Raw genomic sequence first — 19,752 nt, 5'->3', positions numbered from 1 at the left:
TCCCACCTCGCCCGACACCCACAACCCATGACCGAGCGTACCTGCTACGCCTGCGGCGAAACGACCGCCGCCCCTGCGACGCGCTGTGACTGCGGCGAACCGCTGTGGCTTGACACCGGCCCTCTCGACTTCGACTGGAACGCCGTCGCCGACGAACCGGGGATGTGGCGCTACGCCGAGTTGCTCCCCTTCGAATCGCCCGGCGGCGTCGCCGACGCGGCCGGTGGGACATCACTACTTCGACTCCCCCGACTCGACGAGTTCGCCGGCGTGCGCCTCCACCTGAAAGACGAGGGGTCGAACCCGACGGGGAGTTTCAAGGATAGAGGAAGCGCGCTCGGCGTCGCCGCCGCGCTCGAATCGGGTGCCGATACCGTCGGCACCGTCTCGCACGGCAACATGGCGATGAGCACCGCCGCCAACGCCGCGAGCGCGGGCCTCGACTGCGTCGTGCTGGTCCCCGACGACATCCCCGAGTCGCGCATCGACCTCATCTCGCAGTACGGGCCGACGCTCCTCCGCGTGGTAGGCGACTACGCCGACCTCTACGACCGGTCGCTCGAACTCGGTGCGGAACTCGGGATTCCGTTTCTGAACTCCGACGTGCCGCTGCGCGTCGAGGGACAGAAGACGACGGCGCTGGAGATTTGCGAGGCGTTCGCGCCCGAGGTGCCGGACGCCATCGTCCTCCCGGTGAGCAGCGGCGGCCACGCCAGCAGCGTCTGGAAAGCGCTTCGAGAACTGGAGGCGGCGGATGTCGTCGACCGCGTTCCTCGCTTGTACTTCGCGCAAGCCGCCGCGTGCGCACCTATCGCCGATGCGTTCGCCGCGGGTGACGAATCGGTTTCGCCCGTCGAGGGCGGCGAGACCGTCGCCTACTCCATCGCCAACCGCGACCCGCCGAGCGGGACGCGCGCGCTCACGGCAGCGAGAGAAACCGACGGGGCCGTCGTCGCGGTTTCGGACGACGAGATACGCGCCGCGCGAGGGGCGATAGCCGAATCCGGGGGGCTGAGCGTCGAATCCGCGTCGGCGACGTCGCTCGCGGCGATTCGGCGACTCGCAGCCGACGGCGAACTCGACGCCGAGGACAACGTCGTCGCGGTGGCGACGGGGAGAGGCATCTCGGAGTCGCCGCCCGCCTCGGAGGAGGCGAGCGTCGGCCAGGTCGGCATCGGCGAACTCGGCGAGAGACTCGCGTCCCGCTGAGTCGCCGGAGACGCCCTGCGAGCGCCCCGGAACCCTTTTGCGTCGCACTGGCCTATCCAGAGGTAACTATGGGTATGGGCTCGGACATGTACCGGCAGCAGATTCTCGACCACTACAAGAACCCGCGCAACTACGGCGAGATGGAGAATCCGACGTTCTCGCACGTGGGCGAGAACCCCTCCTGCGGCGACACCATCAAGGTCGACGTGCGCCTCGAAGACGACGGCGAGACCATCGAGTACGTCTCCTTCACCGGCGACGGCTGCGCCATCTCGCAGGCCAGCGCGAGTCTGCTCTCGGAGAGGTTGCAGGGAACGACGCTCGACGAACTCGAAGCGATGGACACCGACGACGTGACCGAGATGCTCGGCGTCGACATCAGTCCGATGCGGATCAAATGCGCGGTGCTCGCGCGGCAGGTCGCTCAGGACGGCGCGAAGCTCCACGAAGGCGAACTCGACGACCTCGACCGAACCGTCACCGAGGAGTGAATCGAGAGGCGGTAGCGAACTCGGTTCCCGCGGATCGCCGTCAGAGCCGTTCTTCTTCCGTTTCCGTCCCTCGGGCTGGGACGACGATGCAAAGGGCTACGCTATCGCATCGCGTATCAGTATCATGTCACAGCACCCCACACAGACGTACGAGTGCGACAACTGCGGCCACCGCGCGCGAACGAACGCGCCGCCGGGACACTGCTCGGTCTGCGGCGGCGAGATGATAAATATCAGCGTCGCCCGAAACAGTTAGAAGAGATTTCCCGGAGTTATTCGGGCTTCAGCCCTTCGTTCTTGACGCGCATGACGGCTTCGCCGTCGGGGAGGTTCGGCGCGTCGACGAGGCGGACGATCCGCTTGTCACCCTTCGATTTGCGGAGGTACATCCGGAACGTCGACTTGTGGCCGAGGATGTTCCCACCGATAGGCTGTGTCGGGTCGCCGAAGAACGCGTCGGGGTTCGCGGACACCTGGTTCGTGACGATGATCACGCAGTTGTGGAGGTTGCCGACGCGGTCGATGTCGTGGAGGTGACGGTTGAGCTTCTGCTGGCGGTCGGCGAGGTTGCCGCGGCCGACGTACTCGGCGCGGAAGTGCGCCGTCAGCGAGTCCACGCAGAGGAGACGGACCGGCCACTCGGTGTCGGTGTGCTCGCTGGCGAGTTCCTCGGCCTTCTCGGCCAGGAGCATCTGGTGGTTGGAGTTGAACGCTTTGGCGACGTGAATCTTGTCGAGGAAGTCGTCGATGAGCTCGTCCATCGCGTCGTCGTCGCCGGGAGTGCCTTCGATCTCGCGGTCGTCCATCGTCGCCTGAATCACCTCGTCGTCGAGGCCGCGGACCATGTCGTCGATACGCTCGGGGCGGAACGTGTCCTCGGAGTCGACGAAGATGCAGGAACCGCGGAGACCGCCCACTTCTTTCGGGAGCTGGACGTTGACCGCCATCTGGTGGGTGATCTGGGACTTACCCGCGCCGAACTCACCGTACACTTCGGTGATGGACTGGGTTTCGAGGCCGCCGCCGAGCAGGTCGTCGGCCTCGGGAATCTGCCAGCTGAGCTTGCCGATCGTTTCGCGGCGTTCGAGCACCGTCGAACCGGTCTCGAAGCCGCCGATATCGGCGGCGTCGCGGGCGGCGAGAACTACGTCGTTGGCCGTGCTCTCGCCGATGTCCGCCTTCGAGCCGAGGTCGCTCGGGCTCGCGACGGCGATGCTCTCGTACGTTCGGTAACCGGCTTCCATGAGTTTGTCCGCGGTCGCGGGACCGACACCCGGGAGGTTTTCGAGGTCGTCATCTGCCATTGTACATCCGGCTTGCGCCCCACCGGACATAAAGCCTCGTTAACAGGGGAGTGAAAGTGAAACTGGACGCCTGCACGGGGGTGGGAAGTTCGAAGTCGCGAACGTTCAAAACAGAAGAGCGAACGACGAGAGCCGACTCAGTCCCAGGGGTGGCCGCCGCGCTGGTCGGGCCACAGCGGATACCAGTACCGCTCGTCGTCTTCGATGCCGAGTTCGCCGTTGAGGACGGACTGGAGTTTGAACTCGACGCGCTGGTTTCGCTCGTGGCCCGTCCGGGGGGCGAACGGGTAGTACGCGCCGCGGCGGAACGAGTACACCCAGTACGCGCGGACGTTCTCGTCGGATTTCTCGAAGCCGAAGACGGCGGCCAAGAGCCGGGAGCCGTAGCCGCGTTCGATGAACTCGTCGGCGGCGAAGTGGATGCTCGTCACGAGGTCCTCGGGGTCGCTGTCCTCCAGCACCACCCACTGGTAGCCGTGGCTGTCCTCGTGGCGGCGGAACGTCGTCCCCGTCTCCTCGCTGCCGGCGTGGAGGATGGCCTCGACTTCGTCGAGCGTCTCGGCGAAGTCGGTGCTGTCGACCGACGAGAAGCAGAGCGCCGCCGCGCCGACGTGGTCGTAGCCGAGGTCCGCCTGCATCGTGAGATACGCGGTCGACATCCCGAAGAGGTCCTCGGGGTCGGCTTTGCGAGTCGCGTCCGCCTCCGCGCGGAGACCCAGCACGGAGCGGATAGAGTCGAACAGTCCCATACCCGTCGTTGGATTCCCGGGGATTAGGTCGTTTCCACTCGGACGACCGAACGGTTCCCGTCGAAGGGAGAGCCGCTGCCACGGTTCCGAAAGCGTGAACCGGTCGAGGGAGGCGAGTCCGCCGATGTACGCCGCGAGATTCAGATTTCGCCGGGTGAGTACGACAAGTTCCACCGCTCGGACGAGAAAGTCGAACGCGCGGCGGGGTCGAAGCGTCTCAGCGTCCTTCCATCTCGCGCTCCAACTGGCGGAGACGCTCGACGCGGTTCTCGGTGGAGGGGTGGGTGCTGGCGATTTTACCGATGAAGCCGCTGCGGATGGGGATGATGAAGAACGCGTTCATCTCCGACTGCTCGCGCAGGTCCTCCTTCGGGACGTTGTCCATCCGGCCGTCGATGGTCAGCAGCGCGGAGGCGAGCGCCGAGGGGTTACCCGTGATGGTCGCCCCGCCGCGGTCGGCGGCGTACTCGCGGTAGCGCGAGAGCGCGCGGATGAGCAGGAACGAGACGACCCACACCACGAGCGAGACGAGGATGGCGACGATGACGGGTGCGCCGCCCTCGCGGCGGCTGCCGCCCCCGAACCAGAAGCCCCAGCGGACGATCATGAACGCGACCGTCGAGAGGAACGAGGCGATGGTCATCACCATCACGTCGCGGTTCTTCACGTGCGCGAGTTCGTGCGCCATCACGCCCTCTAACTCCTCCTGATCGAGTGTCTGTAAGAGGCCCGTAGTCACGGCGACGGTCGAACTCTTCTGACTCCGACCGGTCGCGAACGCGTTCGGGACGCGCGACTGCGCGACGGCGACGTCGGGTTTCGGGAGGTCAGCCTGCTGGGAGAGCCGGCCGACCATCGCGTGCAACTGCGGGTACTCGTCCTCGCTGACCTTCTTCGCGCCCATGCTGTACAGCGCGAGCTTGTCGCTGAAGAGGAACTGGGCGAGGAAGAAGATGCCCACGAATATCAGCATGTACGAGTAGCCGATTTGGGAGAGTACTCCCACGAATACGATGTAGAGGGCGAACAGGAGGAACATCGTGAGCGCCATGCGCCCGCGAAGCCCCCAGTCGGGTTTCCATTCCATGCCCAAACATACCGTCCGCGAAGCATAAACCCTGTCGGAAATCGCGGTCGGATAGTGCGATACTCGAAAATCGGGGGTCGAAATCCGACCGTTCGTCGGCCGTCGAAGCTCGGTGGCGAGAAGGGCGTCGACACGGCGAGCCCCCGAACCGACTCCGGCAACACGGACGGGACGGGCGAGGCTACTTGCGGCCGTCGTCCCTTCGAACGGTATGGACACTGTACTCGTCACCGGTGGCCTCGGCCGCTCGGGTCGTTGGATCGTCGACCGACTCGCCGACGACTACGACGTGATTTGCGCCGACCTCTCGCAACCGGGCTTCGAGGTACCGGAACGCCCGCGAATCGATTTCCGGGCAGTCGACCTCACCGACCGCGGCGAGGCGTTCGACCTCGTCTCCGAACTCGACCCCGACGCCGTCGTCCACTGGGCGGCGCTTCCGTCGCCGACGCGCCACGCCGGCGGTCGGGTGTTCGAGACGAACACGATGGCGACGTACAACGTGCTCGTCGCCGCCGCGCGCCGGAACGCGAAAGTCGTCTGGGCGTCGAGCGAGAGCGCCTACGGCTTCCCGTTCGCCCGCGAGACGCCGCTGCCGGACGAACTCCCGATTACCGAGAACCACCCGCTTCGCCCGGAGGACCCCTACGGCACCTCGAAAGTCGTCGGCGAGGAACTCGCGAAGATGGTCGTCCGACGGTACGACGTCCCGGTCGCCTCGATTCGGCCGTCGTGGATTCAGTACCCCGGCGAGTACGGCTGTCGCGACCGAGACGACCTCCGAGAGGGTCGACCGCTCTCGGAACTCGACCTCGACGCGGGCGTCGGTAACTTCTGGTCCTACGTCGACGTGCGCGACGTGGCGTCGCTCGTCGCGGCGACGCTCGACGCCGGGTTCCGGGGCCACGAGGCGTTCCACGCCGCCGCGGCGGAGAACTACCTCGACGTTGCGACGCTCGACGCGGTCGAAGAACAGTTCGGCGCGCTCCCCGACGACTGCGACCTCGACGGCGACGCGTCGGCGCTGTCGACGGCGAAAGCCGACCGCCTGCTCGACTGGCGACCCGCTCACTCCTGGCGCGAGGCGGCGGACGAATCGGTCACGGAACCGAACCTCCTCGCGGACTGACCCGCGGTGGCTTTTTGCGAGCGAGTAGCACACCATAGCGTATGGTGTTCGACGACAGAACCGACGCGGGCGAGCGGTTAGCCGACCTGCTCGAACGGCGGGGTGTCGAAGCCGACCTCGTGCTCGCGATTCCGCGCGGCGGGCTTCCGGTCGGCCGCGCCGTCGCCGACCGACTCGGCGTCCCGCTCGACGTCGTCGTCGCGGAGAAACTCGGCGCGCCGGGGAATCCGGAACTCGCCATCGGAGCCGTCGCGGGCGACGGGAGCGTCTGGGTGAACGACGAGTTGGTCGACCACCTCGGCGTCTCCTCGGCGTACGTCGAGCGGGTCCGCGAGAGCGAAGCCGAGAACGCCCGCGAGAAGGTCGCGTCGTACCGTGGCGGGGAGGCCGTCCCGGAACTGGCGGGCAGGCGAGTCGTCCTCGTCGACGACGGCATCGCGACGGGCGCGACGGCCATCGCCTGCCTCCGACAGATACGGAGCGCCGGAGCGGCGCACCTCACGCTCGCGGTTCCGGTCGCGCCCCGAGACGCCGAGTCGCGGCTCGGGGGCGAGTTCGACGCGTTCGTCTGCGTCGAGTCGCCGAGGTGGTTCGGCGCGGTCGGCCAGTACTACCGGTCGTTCGGGCAGGTGTCGAACGAGGAGGCGCGGGCGATACTGGAGTCGTACGAACCGAACGGGTGAGAGACCGCGACGGACGGTAACGGGCGCGACGGCGCGCACAGTCGTCGGTCTTAAACATCCGAGCGGCTTACCGGAGACAATGAGTCAAACGCGCGAGTTCTGTCCGCGCTGCGGGAATCCGGTCGAGGAGCGGTCCGAGCCGCTTCCGGGTGCGCCGCGCGAGCGCGACGAGGTACTCTGCAACGCGTGCTACTTCGAGGATTTCGACCTCGTGGACGCGCCCGACCGGGTGACGGTCCGCGTCTGTGCGAACTGCGGGGCGGTCCACCGCGGCAACCGCTGGGTCGACGTCGGCGCGCGCGACTACACCGACGTCGCCGTCGACGCCGTCAGCGAGTCGCTCGGCGTCCACCTCAAAGCCCGGGACGTGGCGTGGGCCGTCGAACCCGAGCAGGTCGACCAGAACACGATTCGGATGCACTGTCAGTTCTCCGGCGTCGTCCGGGGGACGTACGTCGAAGAGGAGGTCGTCGTCCCCGTCTACATCTCCCGAGAGACCTGTCAGCGCTGCGGGCGCATCGCCGGCGGTTACTACGCCAGCGAGATTCAGATTCGAGCCGAAGGTCGCGAACCGACGCCCGACGAGCAGGCGCGGGCGGTCGACATCGCCGAGGAGTTCGTCGCCGACCGCGAGGAGTCGGGCGACCGGAACGCGTTCATCACCGAGTCGAAGGAGGTCGCCGACGGCACCGACATCAAACTCTCGACGAACCAGCTCGGGCAGGCGGTCGCCACCCGCATCACCCGCGAACTCGGCGGCAGCGTCGAGAGCTACCCGACGCTCGTCACCGAGGACAGCGACGGCAACGAGGTGTACCGCGTCACCTACGCGGTTCGCCTCCCGCGTTACACGCCCGGGACGGTCATCGACCCCGACGACGGCGAGGGACCGGTGCTGGTCCGCAGCGTCAAGGGGAACTTGAAGGGGACGCGCCTGACGACGGGCGACCGCTACGAGGCGCGCTTCGAGGAGGGCGAGACGCCCGAGGCCCGCGAACTCGGGTCGGTCGACGACGCCGACGAGACCACCGTCGTCGCCGTCGAGGACGACCACGCGGTGCAGGTGCTCGACCCCGAGACGTACCAGTCGAAGACTATCGCCCGGCCGTCGTATTTCGACGTCGACGCCGAGACGGTTCCGGTACTGAAGAGTCGGGCGGGACTGCACATCCTCCCCGAAGACGCCGTCGACGAGGAGTGAGAGCGAGGCGGAGAGGTGGGGCGGACGCGTCGCTACGCGGTTTTGCAGACGAATCAGCGGTGAGAGAAACTCAGTCGGCGCGCGCGGGAGTCACCGACTCGGACGACGACGGCGCGGCATCGTGGAGCGCGATACCGTGAGCGGCGAGCACCTTCCGGAACTCCGCTTGCGACTTCCCGGCGCGGGAGGCGGCCTGCGCGAGCGTCAGGGTTCCGCTGCGATACAGCGTCAGCGCCGTCGTGAGGGAGTGAGTGTGCATCTGCGTTCGAGAACTGCTACAGAATACGTTCATGTAAAGCTATCGTGAGAATACGTGCCACTACTCGCGAGTAGGACGCACTTAGATTGTCTATTGTCCAAGTTCACGGAGTCAAACAGAACATAATGGTAATATTGTGAATAATCGTGTCGTACGTGTCCGGCGAACTCTGCCGGGCGACGAGGAACAGCTACAAATGGGGGTGCGCCGAAACGGGAGCCATGGACCGACAGCAGTGGATTGCGATCTTCTTCGTCGTGCTCATGATCGGGTCGTCCGTCGTCTACGCGGGCGCGAGTCTGTTCTGAGACGGCCACTCCGTTCTGAGACTTCTGAGACGGCCACTCCGGCGTCGCCACGGGAGACCGTGACGAGCGGTGACGGCGTCCGGACAGCCGCGTTCGTCCGACCGTCGTTCGTCTCTCAACCGTCGCCCCACACGTCCGACAGCGGGTGGTTCTTTCGCTCCTCCTCGCTGGAGCGGACGCCGCTGTTGCCGCGTCGGCGACGGCGTCCGAACCCGCGGTTCTCGCTGTCGGACTGTTCGTTCTGACCGTTCGCCGACGATCCGCCGAGCGTGCCGGTGCCGCCGCCGTCGAGGCCGGAGAGCGCCGCTCGCGGGTCGAACTCGGGCAGGTTCGGCGTCGTCATTCGGTCGACCTGCTCGGCGAACCAGTCGGGCGTGTCACTCCGTGCGCGGTCGAACAGGTCTAACAGACTGGAGTCGGCGAGATACGTCGCGCCGTGGTCGTCCGGCGCGCGGATGACGCGTCCGCACCCCTGAATCACGGTTCTGAGGGCGGCGCGGTGGTACCAACTCCACTGTCCCTCTTCGAGACGGCGGGCGACGCGCGAGTCGCTCGTGTTGAGGTACGGCGCTTTACACAGGACTTGCCACCGACAGAGGTCACCCTTGAGGTCGAGCGCCTCCTCCATCTTCACCGAGAGAAACAGTTCGGGGTCCGAACTCGCCTTCCAGGCGTCCAACTCGGCGTCGCGGTTTTCTCTACTATGAGTCCGAACGCGCTCGCCGACGCCGAAATTCACGAGATGTTCGGCGAGTCGCTCCTGAATACTGTACGAGTGCGCGTGAATCAGCCCCTTCTCGTCGGGGTGTCTCGCCATCAGACGGACGACGAGACGAGCGATTTTCGGGATGGTCTCGTCGCGATGTTCGAAGGTCATCCGCCCCTGCGTCACGTCGTACAGCGGGCGGTTCTCGACGGGGAACGTGTGCGGCACGTCGACGAGTGCGACGTCTTTCGGGTCGAGGCCGACCTGCCGGCAGAAAGCCTCTTTGTTGAGAATCGTCGCCGACAGCAGCGCAAACTTGTTGCCGCGGTCCCAGACGGTGTGGTGCAGATACTTCTCGGGGTTGAGCGGTTTGATGACGATCTGTGTACCTTCGCCGCCGGGTTGGTCGACGACCCACGTGGTCGCGCTCGTCGGGTCGCGGTAGTCCTTGACGAACCAGTCCAGTTCCGAGCGCAGTTCCTGGAGCCTGTCTCGTCGGGCGGCCTCCTCGGGCGTGAGCTCCGGTTTCGTCAGGAGTTCGTCCTTCGCGCGTTCGCAGACGCCCGAGAGCGTCTCCGCGAAGCGGGACGCGCGTTCGACCGGGTCGTCCGCCCCCGCGACGTCGGGAACGCCCACGTCGTCCCAGACGGGGACGCTGTGCGGGCTCAGTTCGATGGTAGCGTACATCTCGGCCCACTCGGCGAGGCCGTGGGCCTCGTCGACGACGACGACGTCGCGTTTGCGGAACACGTCGCTGCCGGCCGTCTGCATGAAGTACGCCAGCGTCATCGCCGCGATGGATTTCGAGGAGGCGATGGCGCGGTCCGAGAAGTACGGACAGCGATGGCGCACCGTGCAGTCGAACCCTTTCTGACGGACGCAGGGCGCGCGATTGACCGGCGTGTCGTGCTCGCCCGGGAGGATGCAGGTGTAGTTACGCTTGCCGCGGATGATGCTCAGGTCGTCGAGGAGCGCCTCGCTCTCGACGTCGTCGAGTTGTGAGACCTGCGGCGTCGTGTAGTAGGCGTCGGTGGCGTGTTTCGGTTCGGACTCTTCGACCGTGCGAGCGCAGCCGGCGATGGCACGCGCCAGGAGGGACTTACCGCTGCCGGTCGGCGCGCGCACGAGCACCACGTCGTTGCCAGCGGCGAACGCGTCGCGGATGTCCCGGAGCGCCTGTTCCTGATTGCCGCGGTAACTCGGCGCGGGGAAGGCGTCGAAGATGCGCTCGGGGTTCACGCGCAGAGCCACCGCGGGCAGCGGCCTAAAGCCACCGACTCCGCGCGGACTCCCGAACTCGCCGCCGCGTTACAGTGCTTTCACGTCGGCCGCCGTCACGTCGCGGTCCTCGGGCAACTGCTCGATGCAGTCGAAACAGAGCAGACAGTCGGTGCCGTCGGCGAGTTCGAGCGCCATCCCCCCGGAGGGCCCGTAGTCGAAACTCCAGAAGTCGCCGATACCGCCGCTGATGCGGATTTTGAGATCACAGCCGTCACAGCGTGCCTTCGCCATGTCCGGGCACTAGCGAGGACGACACAAGACCCCTTCGGGGCAGCGAGCGCCGCTAGCGTCGGAGCAGACGGTCCGGACACGCCTCGGCGGAGACGGTGACGCCGAACGACGCCGAATCCGACTGGACGACGTTGCCGACGGTGTCCGGGAGCGCCCACTCGACGCCGAGTCGGTGAGTACCGGGGCCGACGCAGCGCCCGCCCGCCAGCGCCGCGCCGTCGAGGTCCGAGAGACCGGCAAGCGACCCCTCGTAGACCACCGGGTCGCGGGAGGTTCGCTCGCCTCGACCGGCGGTGTCGTGCCAGAGCGTGACGCGGAGATACTCCTGTAACTCGCCCACGGAAGCGGTGTCGTCGCCGTCGGCCCGCTCGGATTCCGTCCGGTCGTTCTCGTCGGTGTCGGACACCTCGCCGTCGACGGTGAGCGTCGCTTCGCTCCCCCGTAGTTTGACGACGAAGGAGGCGGTGCCGCTGTCGCCGGGGAGGAGGTTGCCGACCCGGACCGGCTCCGAGGAGACGCGACGGAGCGAGAGGTGCGCTCTGTCGGTGGTCTCGTCGGTGCCGCCGTCGCCGGACGACTCCTCGGTTCGGCCGTCGCGGTCCCGGGAGGACCGGTCGGAGTCTCGACCGTCGGAGGAACGGTCGCCGTCGGACGGCTCGACGGTGTCGCTGCCCGCCTCGGCGTCGCCGTCTCCGGGGTCGTCCCCGTCGCTATCGGGGCCATCGGCACCATCGGCACCGCTCGGTGTCGGTGTCGGCGTCCGACCGCCGTCTCGGGTCTCGACGTCCAAATCGAGTCCGGTCCCCGAGTCGTCGGTGGGGTCGCCGAACAGCCGCTGTGCGCCGATACCGCCGCCGAGTCCGCCGAGGACGAGCGCGCCGACGCCCAGGAGCGTACGACGCCGCGACACCGACGACCTACTATCGTCCGTCATAAACGGCTCTCGGCGGGGTCGAACCGCCGGTCGCGCCGTCGCAGCGGGGTACGCTGCGGTCGCAGAGAGCCGACGGGTGCGACCGCGTCGCACCCGAGGCAGCCGGTCGCGGTCGGCTACGACCGCGACGGAAGGGAGCAGAACGGAAACCGCAGACGGAGGAGCCGTTTCCGCGTGCGGTCGCGGACCCGCTCAGTCGTCGTCCTCGTACTCGACGAACGCGTTGAGCCCGTAGTTACCGTCCGCGGGCACCGAGCCGCTGCCGCCGAAGAACGTCATCGTCCCGCTGACGGCGAACTCGTCGGCGGCGAGGTTTTCGAGCAGGAGACCAGATTTCGCGCCGTCCTCGGCGAGCGCGCTGGTCGGGCCGTCGATGCTGCGGCCGGCGACTTCGACGTCGGAGAGTTCGACGTCGAAGCTCCCGTCGCTCGACTTGCCGAGCAGTCCCACCGTCCCGGTGTGGTCGGTCGAGTCGAAGTCGTCGAAGGAGAGCGTCTCTCCGGCGACCTCGAACGTCGCACCGTCGTCGTCGAAGCTGAGCGTGAACTCGTACGGCGTATCGAACCGCCAGCCGGCGGTTCCGGTGTCGCCGTCGGCGGGTTCGTTGCCGAGGAACAGGTTCCAGGTGTCGCCGCTGTTGCCGACGACCGCCTGCGCGTTCCACTTGTTGCCGTCGTAGGCGAACTCGGGGAAGTCGGTGATGGCGGAGCTGTCGACGGGACACGGGTTGGTCGTGCCGTCGCTGTGGCGCGCCTGCAGCGCGTGGAACGCCACGTCGAACTCGATGGAGTCGCTCTGAATCTCGTTGCCGACCGCTTCGAAGTCGATGTGCCACTCGAGGCAGAGACACGGGCCGGTGACGTTGCCGGCTCTGTTCTCCATCGCGTACGGACGCTGCCGGCCGGCTTTCGCGTCGCCGTCCATCCCGGCGTCGAGCGGAACACCGGTGCTGAGCGTCCGGAGCACCTCGCCGAGCGTGCCGGTCACGATGACGTTCGAACCGTCGGTATCGTCGTCGTGGTCGTGCTCGCCACCCTGCGCCTCGACCTCGCCGGGAGCCTCGCAGTAGTACAGTTTCGCGTCGATAGCGTCGGCGAGTTCGCCGTTGCCCTTCTGTCCACCGGTGTCGTCGACGAGCGCCTCGGGGTCGTTGCGGCCGTTCTCGTCGTTGGCGAGGAGGTCACCGCAGGCCCACATGTACGCGGGGTTGTCCTCGATTTCGAAGCAGAACTCCAGGCAGCCGGAGTCGCCGGGCTTCACGTCGCCGAGCGCGTACGTCCCGACCGCGGGTGCGCCGTCGACGTGACCGCGGACGTTACCCGAGTCGTCGTTCTCCGCGCCGTCGTACTTGGTCTTGTAGTCGACCGTGAGGTCGAGCTTTCCGGCGGTGAACGTGTTTCCGGTGAGCGATTCTTCGTCGCTGAAGTACGCCGTCGTGCCGACACCGGCGCCCGCGGACGCGAGTCCGACGGTTCCGATTCCCAGCAGTACGTTGCGGCGCGAGAGTTCGAGTTTCTCTTTCATTGGTTTCCACGTCGTCCGGCGGAGCCCGACGACCTACCGCCGCCCACGAACTGTCGGGTGATAGGTACGAGCCGCGTGCCGGTTCGCTAATCGGTGGTGAGGCCCGTCTAAGGTCACCTGAGACGGGTGTAACGACGACATCGACGCGCCTAACCGACGGTTAGCTCCGTCCGTCAGAAAGATACGGATCTCGTACTCGATCTGAAGGGTTCGCTGCTCGTACTCGGTCGGAAAGGTGCGGTGCTCGTACTCGGTCGGGAGAGTACGGTGTCCGTACCCGGTCGGGAGGGCGACGCTCGGGACGACATCTCTGCAGCACACGACAGTTTATGCGCCGTCGAACCGACCGACGATATATGAAGGTGAACTGCGAGGGGTGCGCCGGTTGCTGTGTCGACTGGCGACCGGTGGCCCCCGAGGCGCTCGACCACGAGCGCCGGGGGCGGCGCGACCCGCTCGACGACACCTACAATCTCGTGCCGCTGACGCGCGACGAAGTGAAGGCGTTCCTCGATGAGGGGCTCGGCGACGTGACGACGCCGCGGCTGTTCCGCGCCGACGGGGGGACCAACTCGGTCACCGTCGACGGCTACGAACTCGCCGCCGTCGACGGCGGCCCCGTGTTCTACGTCGGCCTCCGCAAACCGCCGAAACCGGTCGGCCCGTTCGGTCTCGACCCGACGTGGCTCGACGCCTGCGTCTTTCTCGACCCCGAGACGCTCCGCTGTCGTATCCACGACTCGGAGCTGTACCCCGCGACCTGCGGCGACTACCCCGGACAGAATCTCAAGCTGGGCCAGGAGACCGAGTGCCAGCGCGTCGAGCGCAGCTACGGGGGCGAACGACTCCTCGACGACGACCCGCCGGAGAAGCTCCGGGGGCTCGCGCTCGGCCCGCAAGCGCTGGGGGCGAAACTGTTCGTCTACCCCGACCCCGAGGAACTGACGGGCGTCGTCGACCGTCTCGCGGACGGGGAGACGACGGCGGCGGACCGCGCGCTGTTCGTCGGTGCCGCCGCCGGGTCGCGGCCGGGGACGACGGCCGTCGACGACGAGAAGGCCGCGTCGGCCCGCGAGCGCGCACTGGAAGCGGACTCGTGGGCCGGCGCGGTCATCGAAACGTGGACGGCGCGAGCGGGGCGACCCGGCGACGACGCGAGCGAGGTTCCGGAGCGGTCGGCGCTCGAAGAGCGGCGCGGCGCGCCGCCGACCGCCGAGTGGTGACGGGCCGCCGCCGCACGGACAGCGAGAACAGTTAACCGACTCACGCCCGTTGGGAGACACGATGAAAGTCCTCGTGACGGGTGCGACGGGGTTCGTCGGTGGGCGACTCGTTCCGGCGCTCCGGAGCGCCGGACACGACGTGACGGCGCTGGTCCGCGACGCGCAGACGTTCGACGCGCCGGACGGCGTCGACGTCATCGAAGGCGACCTGCTCGAACCCGACGACTGCGAACTCGTCGTCGGTGAGGGGCCGACCGGCGAGCAGTCGCTGTCGACGCTTCTCGACTCGCAGGGGATAACGGCGGCGTACTATCTCGTCCACTCGATGCAGGCCGGAAAAGACTTCGAAGAACGCGACCGACGCATCGCCCGACGATTCGTCCGCGTCGTGAACCGGACGAACGTCGAGCGCGTGCTCTACCTCGGCGGCCTCGGCGAGGAGCGCGACCAACTGTCGAAACATCTCCGCTCGCGGCGAGAGGTCGAGTACATCCTCTCGCAGGGCGAGTTCCAACTGACGACGCTCCGGGCGGCCATCATCATCGGCGACGGCAGCGCGAGTTTCGACCTCGTCGAGCAACTGGCGCGTCGGTTGCCGGTGATGGTGACCCCCCAGTGGGTGCAGACGAGGTGCCAACCCATCGCCATCGACGACGTCGTCGCGTACCTCGTCGGCGTGCTCGACCACCCCGAGACGGCGGGCGAGATGTACGAAATCGGCGGCCCGGACGTGTTGACGTACGACGAAATCATCCGCGAGACGGCTCGGCAGTTGGGTCGACCCCTCCACATCGTCCCCGTGCCGGTGCTGACGCCGCGGCTGTCGGCGTACTGGGTCGGGTTGGTGACCGACGTGCCGGCGAGCATCGCTCGCCCGCTCATCGACGGGCTGAAAAACCCCGTCGTCGTCGACGACAACCGGATAGAGGAGATCGTCACCTTCGAGTTGACGCCGTTCGAGGCGGCCGTCGAGGCGGCGCTCGGGACCGGCGAGGGGAGCGAGACGACGGCGGTGACGGACGCGACGAGTGCGCCGAAGACCAACTGAGCGAGGACGGGACGGAGACGAAGACGGAATGCAGCAACAGCAGTGCGACGAGGCGGCGGGACCCGACCCCGTGTACGGCGAGACGTGGGTGTACGAGAGCATCGTCGGGGCGCTCCCCGGCATCGACCTGACCGACTGGCAGGCGGTACTCCTGCAGATAGCGATTTTCGAGGTCGCGCTGCTGTTTCTGGCGTGGGCGTACGACCTCTGGAACGCCGCGCTCGCCGGGACGGCGGCGGTGTTCGTCGCCGCCGTCGGAAGCCTCGCGATGGTCCGTCTCGGCGAGGAAACGCGCTCGCTGGCGCTGCCGGAGTCGTACCTGCGACTGCTGTTCGGGTCGAGCATCGAAGTCGTCCTCGCGGTGCTGGCGTTCATCGCGCTGGTCACCCACCTGTTCGTCTTCGACCCCGAACGGGCGGCGAACCCGCTGGTCGAGACGCTGTTCGGCGAGCAACCGGACGTGATTCCGGTGTATCTGATGCTTCTGGTCCTCTGGGACCTCTGTTACCGCATCGGTACCTCGTGGTGGGCGTCGGTCGTCGCGCTCTGGCGCTCCTACCGCTTTACGTTCGACGGGGAGACGGCCGCCGAACTGCGCCGCATCGACCTGACGAACGTGGCGTTCGGACTCGCGCAGTTGGTACTCGTCCCCTTTATCCTCGACCGGCCGGTGCTGCTGTTCGCCGTCGGCGGCCACGTCGTCGCCGTGACGGTCGTCTCGACGTTGGCGGTGCTGGCGCTCACCGTCGAGACGGGCGGCGAAAAACAGGTAGTCGACTAACGGTCGTCCTTCAGTTTGCGGAACTGGTCGAGCAGGTCCTCGGTGGAGTCACCGGAGTCGTACTCGAGACGCCCGCGGAACTCCGTGCGCGCCTCGTCGAAGTCCGCGTCGACCTGGCCCGTTTTCTGCGCACGACGCTCGTGTTCGTCTTCGTCATAGGCACCCATTGACATGCTATGTCAATACTTAACAATTCCTCCATAAATACATAACGGTTTTTCAGAGTTCCGACAGGGAAAGACCGACCACGCACGGAACACGTAAGGTGCCCCACGGGCAACTCCGCGTCGTGGCACGACCTCTGCGGTTCCGGCACGCGCCCGGTCGATGGACCGAACAGCGCGTCCGGCACGACGTATACTCTCATCTAGATTCGAATCTCGGCGCGGCGATGGAGCGACCGTGGTTCAAGCCGCCCTCCGGGTACGAGGCTCGGCGCTTCGAGATGGACAACGGCGACACGGCGCTGTTCTGCTGGAACGACGACGGCGCGTACTGGCTCGGCAACACCGAGACGCCGAGCACGCTCTGGCGTACGGACAAGTTCGGGTTCACGGAGGTTCCGTATCCGGTCCGTCGGTGGGCCGAACGCGAGCTGCTCGCGCAGCTGTACGAGGAGACGCCGTGGCTCGAACCGTTTCCGCACCTCTCGTGGTTCTTTCTCCCGGTGTTTCTCTCGAAAGACGGTCGGGAGACGACGCGACGGTTCTTCGACGAACACGCCGCCGGCTTCCCGGACGCGACGCGCGACGAAGCGCTCTCCTTCTACGAGTCGTTCCTGAAGACCGGCGTTCTCGACGAGTACCGCGAGCTGATGGCCGGCAAACTCGGCACCTCGAAACAGCTCGACCTGGTCCGGATGAGCGCCTCGATGGGCGAGTTCAACGCCGCCGCGCTGCTCACCGAAGCCGGGTACGACATCACGCCCGAGATCGAGGTGACGACCGGGCACTCGCTGGACTACCGCGCCGAACGCGACGGCGAGGGAACGCTCGTCGAGGTGACCCGTCCGCTGCCGACGGACCGCCGCAGCGCCGGGACGCCCGTCGCCGCCGTCCGCGACACGGCGGAGACCAAAACGTCGGGGCAGTTGGAGCGACACGGCGGCGGCGTCACGCTGTTCGTCGACTGCTCGTCGTTCCCCGACGACGACTGGAACGCCGTCCGCGGCGAGAAACCGGAGGTCAGACACCGTCCCGCCGTCGTCTTCCGGACGCGACCGTCCGGACGCGTCGAAGCCTACAAGAAGGGAAGCGTTCCGCTGGACCTCGACGACGCCGTCGAGTGGGTGTGAGTCGACTCGAAGAGAACGGTAGCGCGGGCGGGTCGGCGTACTGGCGGCCCGACGCGCCCGGAAGTCGGTTTACGGCGTCAGAAGGAGACCTGTCCGGAGTTCCCCTCCCCGAGCGTCGGCGCGTCCCGGTCGCTGTAGAATCGGCGTCCGATGGCTTCGTGGCCGACGCCGGTGAGCAGTGCCTCGTACACCTCTTCCGCGTCGGCGTACGTCTGCGTGCCGAGACGTTCGAGCACGGTCCCGATCGTTTCCGTGCCGTTCTGTAGGTGAATCGTCTCTGTGCCGTAGGCGCTGACGAGTTCGTCGGTGGTCGCGGGGTACTCGTGGTTGGCGACGAGGTCGCCGGTTCTGTTCAGGCGCATCGATTACGACGACGCCGCGATAGTTTATAACGATTTTCCATGTACATCATTAGTCGGCATGGGACACCAATAGTTCCTTAATGGTCCTTAATGACGCTGCGAGGGAACCGCGCCGACGGGCAGCGCGGCGCTTTTGGGAACGGACGGCGAGCGATAGGCATGGACATCGCCGCCGACCTCCACGTTCACACCGTCGCCTCCGACGGGCGACTGACGCTCGACGAGTTGCCGGCGGCCGCGCGGGCGGGCGACGTCGACGTCGTCGCCGTCACCGACCACGACACGTTCCATCCGCGGCTCGACGCGCCCGTGAGCGTTCGCGAGGGTCTCACGGTGATTCACGGCCTCGAACTCCGCGTCGACGTTTCGGAGCCGAATCTGGCAGACGACCGGACCGGCTCCGCCGCCGGGATGCAGGTCGACCTTCTGGGGTACGGCGTCCGCCGAACCACCGCGCTGACCGACGAACTCGACCGGCTCCAACGGAACCGCGTCGAGCGCGGTGCGGAGCTGATCGAACGGGTCGAGTCGTACCTGGGAATCGACCTCGATGTCGAGCCGCGACCCGGAATCGGTCGGCCGCACGTCGCCCGCGCCGTCGACGACAGCGAGGCCGACTACGACTACCAGGGCGCGTTCGACCACCTCATCGGCGACGACGGACCCTGTTTCGTCGCCCGCGAGGTTCCGACGTTCGAGACGGGAGTGGAGTTGCTCTCGGAGGCGTGTTCGGTCGTCTCGCTGGCGCACCCGTTCCGGTACGACGACCCCGAGGCGGCGCTGTCGTTGACGCGCCACCTCGACGCCGTCGAGCGCTACTACCCGTACGGGTTCGAAGTCGAGGAGGCGCTCGTCGACGAAGTCGTCGAACGTGAGGGACTGCTGACCACCGGCGGCAGCGACGCGCACGGGACGGAGCTCGGCGTCTGCGGCGTCCCCCCGAAAGCGTTTGCGGAGATTCGCAGCCGACTACCCGAAGCGGTGGCTTAAACCCGTTCGGGAACGAAGGGTCGTGTATGCAGTGCCACTACTGCGACCGCGATGCCGCCTTCGCCGCCGGGAAAGACGGCGTTCGAGTCGGCCTCTGCGAGGAGCATTTCCGCGAGCGAATGGAGGAACTCGCCGAGTCCGACGAGCTCGAAGCCCTCCGAGAGCGGATCGATGTGGACCGAGCGGAGTGAGTATTTTACGAGCGACTGACGGTTCGCATCGAGGAGTTGTGGACCGAGCGGAGTGAGTGTTTTACGAGCGACTGACGGTCCGCATCGAGGAGTTGTGGACCGAGCGGAGTGAGTTTCTGACGACCTCGAACTGTTTTTGCGGAGCGTACGCGAGCCGTCTTCGGCTCCGTCGTCGGCGACGGGTCATCGTTCGAGCTCCGACGCCAGGAGTCCGAACAGTCGCAAGTCGACGCGTCGTCCGTCCACGAACTCCTGTTCGCGGAGGACGCCCTCCTCGCGGAAGCCGAGTTTTTCGAGCACTCGGATCGACGCCTCGTTCGGTTCGCGCACGCGGGCGGTGAGTTTGACGAGGCGTCGCTCGTCGAACGCGTAGCGTGCGAGCGTCCGTGCGGCGTCGGTTGCGTAGCCGTTTCCCTGTGCTTCCGGCGTAATCCAGTAGCCGACCTCGGCGCTGCCGTTCGTCTCGTCGAGGTCGTAGAAGAAGCAGAGGCCGACCGCCCGGTCGTCGGCGCAGATCAGAAACGTCTCGCCGTCGTCACCGACGACGACCGACTCGAAGTAGTCGGTCGCCGCCGAGAGGTTCATCGGTCGAGCGTCGCCGAGGACGCGACGGAACGCGGGGTTGTTGCGGTGGCGAGCGATGAACTCGCGGTCCTCGCGTTCGACGGTCCGGAGCTCGACTCGGTCGCCGGTGAGGAAGACGGGGCCGGGCATACGCCTCACGTCCACGCGACGACAGAAAGTAACGTCGACCGTCCGAGGCGAGC

The 19,752-nt window shown here is 67.0% G+C and carries 24 protein-coding genes; 13 read left to right on the top strand and 11 right to left on the bottom strand.

Annotated features, from left to right (window positions below):
- The first annotated feature begins 27 nt into the window (after positions 1-27).
- From thrC to FCF25_RS07190, 3 genes are all read left to right on the top strand, one after another.
- Complete coding sequence (gene thrC / locus FCF25_RS07200) at positions 28-1,209, top strand: threonine synthase (RefSeq protein ID WP_137047952.1); 1,182 nt, start codon at positions 28-30, stop codon at positions 1,207-1,209.
- 68 nt (positions 1,210-1,277) lie between these two features.
- Positions 1,278-1,700, top strand: a complete 423-nt coding sequence (locus FCF25_RS07195) for an iron-sulfur cluster assembly scaffold protein (protein ID WP_137047950.1) — start codon at positions 1,278-1,280, stop codon at positions 1,698-1,700.
- 124 nt (positions 1,701-1,824) lie between these two features.
- Positions 1,825-1,956, top strand: a complete 132-nt coding sequence (locus FCF25_RS07190) for a rubrerythrin-like domain-containing protein (protein ID WP_117593633.1) — start codon at positions 1,825-1,827, stop codon at positions 1,954-1,956.
- Positions 1,957-1,972: 16 nt separating this feature from the next.
- Here FCF25_RS07190 and radA read toward each other — a convergent pair whose 3' ends face one another.
- From radA to htpX, 3 genes are all read right to left on the bottom strand, one after another.
- A complete protein-coding gene (gene radA / locus FCF25_RS07185; RefSeq protein ID WP_117593635.1) occupies positions 1,973-3,004 on the bottom strand; it encodes a DNA repair and recombination protein RadA in 1,032 nt (343 codons plus the stop codon).
- Positions 3,005-3,141: 137 nt separating this feature from the next.
- Positions 3,142-3,753 carry a hypothetical protein gene (locus FCF25_RS07180; RefSeq protein WP_137047948.1) on the bottom strand — a complete coding sequence of 204 codons (612 nt, stop codon included), beginning with the start codon at positions 3,751-3,753 and terminating at the stop codon, positions 3,142-3,144.
- Between the two features lie 217 nt (positions 3,754-3,970).
- Complete coding sequence (htpX, locus tag FCF25_RS07175) at positions 3,971-4,840, bottom strand: zinc metalloprotease HtpX (protein ID WP_117593637.1); 870 nt, start codon at positions 4,838-4,840, stop codon at positions 3,971-3,973.
- A 211-nt stretch (positions 4,841-5,051) separates the two neighbouring features.
- Here htpX and FCF25_RS07170 point away from each other — a divergent pair, with 211 nt between their 5' ends.
- The 3 genes from FCF25_RS07170 (at position 5,052) to FCF25_RS07160 (ending at position 7,853) form a co-directional block, all read left to right on the top strand.
- The gene (locus tag FCF25_RS07170) at positions 5,052-5,969 is read left to right on the top strand and encodes an NAD(P)-dependent oxidoreductase (protein ID WP_137047946.1); all 918 of its coding nucleotides are present in this window, start codon (positions 5,052-5,054) and stop codon (positions 5,967-5,969) included.
- A 44-nt stretch (positions 5,970-6,013) separates the two neighbouring features.
- Entirely contained in the window at positions 6,014-6,652 is a 639-nt protein-coding gene (locus FCF25_RS07165) for a phosphoribosyltransferase (protein WP_137049373.1), read from the top strand.
- Between the two features lie 79 nt (positions 6,653-6,731).
- Positions 6,732-7,853, top strand: a complete 1,122-nt coding sequence (locus FCF25_RS07160; protein ID WP_117593641.1) for a 60S ribosomal export protein NMD3 — start codon at positions 6,732-6,734, stop codon at positions 7,851-7,853.
- 70 nt (positions 7,854-7,923) lie between these two features.
- On the opposite strand, the gene FCF25_RS07155 is transcribed toward FCF25_RS07160, so the two are convergent.
- Entirely contained in the window at positions 7,924-8,112 is a 189-nt protein-coding gene (locus tag FCF25_RS07155; protein WP_117593642.1) for a UPF0175 family protein, read from the bottom strand.
- Between the two features lie 146 nt (positions 8,113-8,258).
- On the opposite strand from FCF25_RS07155, the gene FCF25_RS15555 reads away from it, so the two are divergent.
- On the top strand, positions 8,259-8,420 hold the full coding sequence (locus tag FCF25_RS15555) for a hypothetical protein (protein ID WP_157972691.1): 162 nt from the start codon (positions 8,259-8,261) through the stop codon (positions 8,418-8,420).
- A 115-nt stretch (positions 8,421-8,535) separates the two neighbouring features.
- On the opposite strand, the gene FCF25_RS07150 is transcribed toward FCF25_RS15555, so the two are convergent.
- The 4 genes from FCF25_RS07150 to FCF25_RS07135 all read right to left on the bottom strand — a co-directional run bounded on the left by FCF25_RS07150 (position 8,536) and on the right by FCF25_RS07135 (position 13,096).
- Positions 8,536-10,365, bottom strand: coding sequence for a helicase C-terminal domain-containing protein (locus FCF25_RS07150; protein WP_137049372.1), 1,830 nt, complete (start codon positions 10,363-10,365; stop codon positions 8,536-8,538).
- A 69-nt stretch (positions 10,366-10,434) separates the two neighbouring features.
- Entirely contained in the window at positions 10,435-10,638 is a 204-nt protein-coding gene (locus FCF25_RS07145) for a hypothetical protein (RefSeq protein WP_117593646.1), read from the bottom strand.
- Positions 10,639-10,690: 52 nt separating this feature from the next.
- Entirely contained in the window at positions 10,691-11,572 is an 882-nt protein-coding gene (locus tag FCF25_RS07140; protein WP_137047945.1) for a hypothetical protein, read from the bottom strand.
- Positions 11,573-11,764: 192 nt separating this feature from the next.
- On the bottom strand, positions 11,765-13,096 hold the full coding sequence (locus FCF25_RS07135; protein WP_137047943.1) for a TasA family protein: 1,332 nt from the start codon (positions 13,094-13,096) through the stop codon (positions 11,765-11,767).
- A gap of 356 nt (positions 13,097-13,452) precedes the next feature.
- Between FCF25_RS07135 and FCF25_RS07130 the strand changes: the two genes are divergently transcribed.
- The 3 genes from FCF25_RS07130 (at position 13,453) to FCF25_RS07120 (ending at position 16,148) form a co-directional block, all read left to right on the top strand.
- On the top strand, positions 13,453-14,319 hold the full coding sequence (locus tag FCF25_RS07130) for a YkgJ family cysteine cluster protein (protein ID WP_137047941.1): 867 nt from the start codon (positions 13,453-13,455) through the stop codon (positions 14,317-14,319).
- 61 nt (positions 14,320-14,380) lie between these two features.
- Positions 14,381-15,367 (top strand): NAD(P)H-binding protein, encoded by a 987-nt coding sequence (locus FCF25_RS07125; RefSeq protein WP_117593652.1) that lies wholly within the window; start codon positions 14,381-14,383, stop codon positions 15,365-15,367.
- Between the two features lie 28 nt (positions 15,368-15,395).
- A complete protein-coding gene (locus tag FCF25_RS07120; protein ID WP_137047940.1) occupies positions 15,396-16,148 on the top strand; it encodes a hypothetical protein in 753 nt (250 codons plus the stop codon).
- Here the strand turns inward: FCF25_RS07120 and FCF25_RS15550 are convergent.
- Positions 16,145-16,321 carry a DUF5786 family protein gene (locus FCF25_RS15550; protein ID WP_168191217.1) on the bottom strand — a complete coding sequence of 59 codons (177 nt, stop codon included), beginning with the start codon at positions 16,319-16,321 and terminating at the stop codon, positions 16,145-16,147. The two genes, FCF25_RS07120 and FCF25_RS15550, sit on opposite strands and share 4 nt — an antisense overlap.
- Before the next feature lie 116 nt (positions 16,322-16,437).
- On the opposite strand from FCF25_RS15550, the gene FCF25_RS07115 reads away from it, so the two are divergent.
- Positions 16,438-17,442 (top strand): DUF5784 family protein, encoded by a 1,005-nt coding sequence (locus tag FCF25_RS07115; RefSeq protein WP_117593655.1) that lies wholly within the window; start codon positions 16,438-16,440, stop codon positions 17,440-17,442.
- 77 nt (positions 17,443-17,519) lie between these two features.
- On the opposite strand, the gene FCF25_RS07110 is transcribed toward FCF25_RS07115, so the two are convergent.
- On the bottom strand, positions 17,520-17,804 hold the full coding sequence (locus FCF25_RS07110; RefSeq protein WP_117593657.1) for a DUF2795 domain-containing protein: 285 nt from the start codon (positions 17,802-17,804) through the stop codon (positions 17,520-17,522).
- 159 nt (positions 17,805-17,963) lie between these two features.
- Here FCF25_RS07110 and FCF25_RS07105 point away from each other — a divergent pair, with 159 nt between their 5' ends.
- Together FCF25_RS07105 and FCF25_RS15545 are read left to right on the top strand one after the other, a co-directional pair.
- Positions 17,964-18,794 carry a PHP domain-containing protein gene (locus tag FCF25_RS07105; protein WP_137047938.1) on the top strand — a complete coding sequence of 277 codons (831 nt, stop codon included), beginning with the start codon at positions 17,964-17,966 and terminating at the stop codon, positions 18,792-18,794.
- A 26-nt stretch (positions 18,795-18,820) separates the two neighbouring features.
- Positions 18,821-18,985 (top strand): DUF6757 family protein, encoded by a 165-nt coding sequence (locus FCF25_RS15545; RefSeq protein WP_168191216.1) that lies wholly within the window; start codon positions 18,821-18,823, stop codon positions 18,983-18,985.
- 183 nt (positions 18,986-19,168) lie between these two features.
- Here FCF25_RS15545 and FCF25_RS07100 read toward each other — a convergent pair whose 3' ends face one another.
- Complete coding sequence (locus FCF25_RS07100) at positions 19,169-19,699, bottom strand: GNAT family N-acetyltransferase (RefSeq protein ID WP_137047936.1); 531 nt, start codon at positions 19,697-19,699, stop codon at positions 19,169-19,171.
- Between the last annotated feature and the right edge of the window lie 53 nt (positions 19,700-19,752).

It is taken from the genome of Haloprofundus sp. MHR1 (assembly GCF_005155585.1).
GTDB lineage: Archaea > Halobacteriota > Halobacteria > Halobacteriales > Haloferacaceae > Haloprofundus > Haloprofundus halophilus.
Note: the sequence above shows the minus strand (reverse complement) of the source record. Positions and strands in the feature narration are given on the sequence as shown.

Coding starts and splice junctions, on each gene's coding strand:
- FCF25_RS07135 (WP_137047943.1), bottom strand. CDS start 13,096: ATGAAAGAGAAACTCGAACTCTCGCGCCGCAACGTACTGCTGGGAATC.
- FCF25_RS07160 (WP_117593641.1), top strand. CDS start 6,732: ATGAGTCAAACGCGCGAGTTCTGTCCGCGCTGCGGGAATCCGGTCGAG.
- FCF25_RS15545 (WP_168191216.1), top strand. CDS start 18,821: ATGCAGTGCCACTACTGCGACCGCGATGCCGCCTTCGCCGCCGGGAAA.
- FCF25_RS07145 (WP_117593646.1), bottom strand. CDS start 10,638: ATGGCGAAGGCACGCTGTGACGGCTGTGATCTCAAAATCCGCATCAGC.
- FCF25_RS07130 (WP_137047941.1), top strand. CDS start 13,453: ATGAAGGTGAACTGCGAGGGGTGCGCCGGTTGCTGTGTCGACTGGCGA.
- FCF25_RS07190 (WP_117593633.1), top strand. CDS start 1,825: ATGTCACAGCACCCCACACAGACGTACGAGTGCGACAACTGCGGCCAC.
- FCF25_RS07140 (WP_137047945.1), bottom strand. CDS start 11,572: ATGACGGACGATAGTAGGTCGTCGGTGTCGCGGCGTCGTACGCTCCTG.
- FCF25_RS07155 (WP_117593642.1), bottom strand. CDS start 8,112: ATGCACACTCACTCCCTCACGACGGCGCTGACGCTGTATCGCAGCGGA.
- thrC (WP_137047952.1), top strand. CDS start 28: ATGACCGAGCGTACCTGCTACGCCTGCGGCGAAACGACCGCCGCCCCT.
- FCF25_RS07105 (WP_137047938.1), top strand. CDS start 17,964: ATGGACATCGCCGCCGACCTCCACGTTCACACCGTCGCCTCCGACGGG.
- FCF25_RS07180 (WP_137047948.1), bottom strand. CDS start 3,753: ATGGGACTGTTCGACTCTATCCGCTCCGTGCTGGGTCTCCGCGCGGAG.
- FCF25_RS15550 (WP_168191217.1), bottom strand. CDS start 16,321: ATGTCAATGGGTGCCTATGACGAAGACGAACACGAGCGTCGTGCGCAG.
- FCF25_RS07100 (WP_137047936.1), bottom strand. CDS start 19,699: ATGCCCGGCCCCGTCTTCCTCACCGGCGACCGAGTCGAGCTCCGGACC.
- htpX (WP_117593637.1), bottom strand. CDS start 4,840: ATGGAATGGAAACCCGACTGGGGGCTTCGCGGGCGCATGGCGCTCACG.
- FCF25_RS07110 (WP_117593657.1), bottom strand. CDS start 17,804: ATGCGCCTGAACAGAACCGGCGACCTCGTCGCCAACCACGAGTACCCC.
- FCF25_RS07120 (WP_137047940.1), top strand. CDS start 15,396: ATGCAGCAACAGCAGTGCGACGAGGCGGCGGGACCCGACCCCGTGTAC.
- FCF25_RS07170 (WP_137047946.1), top strand. CDS start 5,052: ATGGACACTGTACTCGTCACCGGTGGCCTCGGCCGCTCGGGTCGTTGG.
- radA (WP_117593635.1), bottom strand. CDS start 3,004: ATGGCAGATGACGACCTCGAAAACCTCCCGGGTGTCGGTCCCGCGACC.
- FCF25_RS07195 (WP_137047950.1), top strand. CDS start 1,278: ATGGGTATGGGCTCGGACATGTACCGGCAGCAGATTCTCGACCACTAC.
- FCF25_RS07125 (WP_117593652.1), top strand. CDS start 14,381: ATGAAAGTCCTCGTGACGGGTGCGACGGGGTTCGTCGGTGGGCGACTC.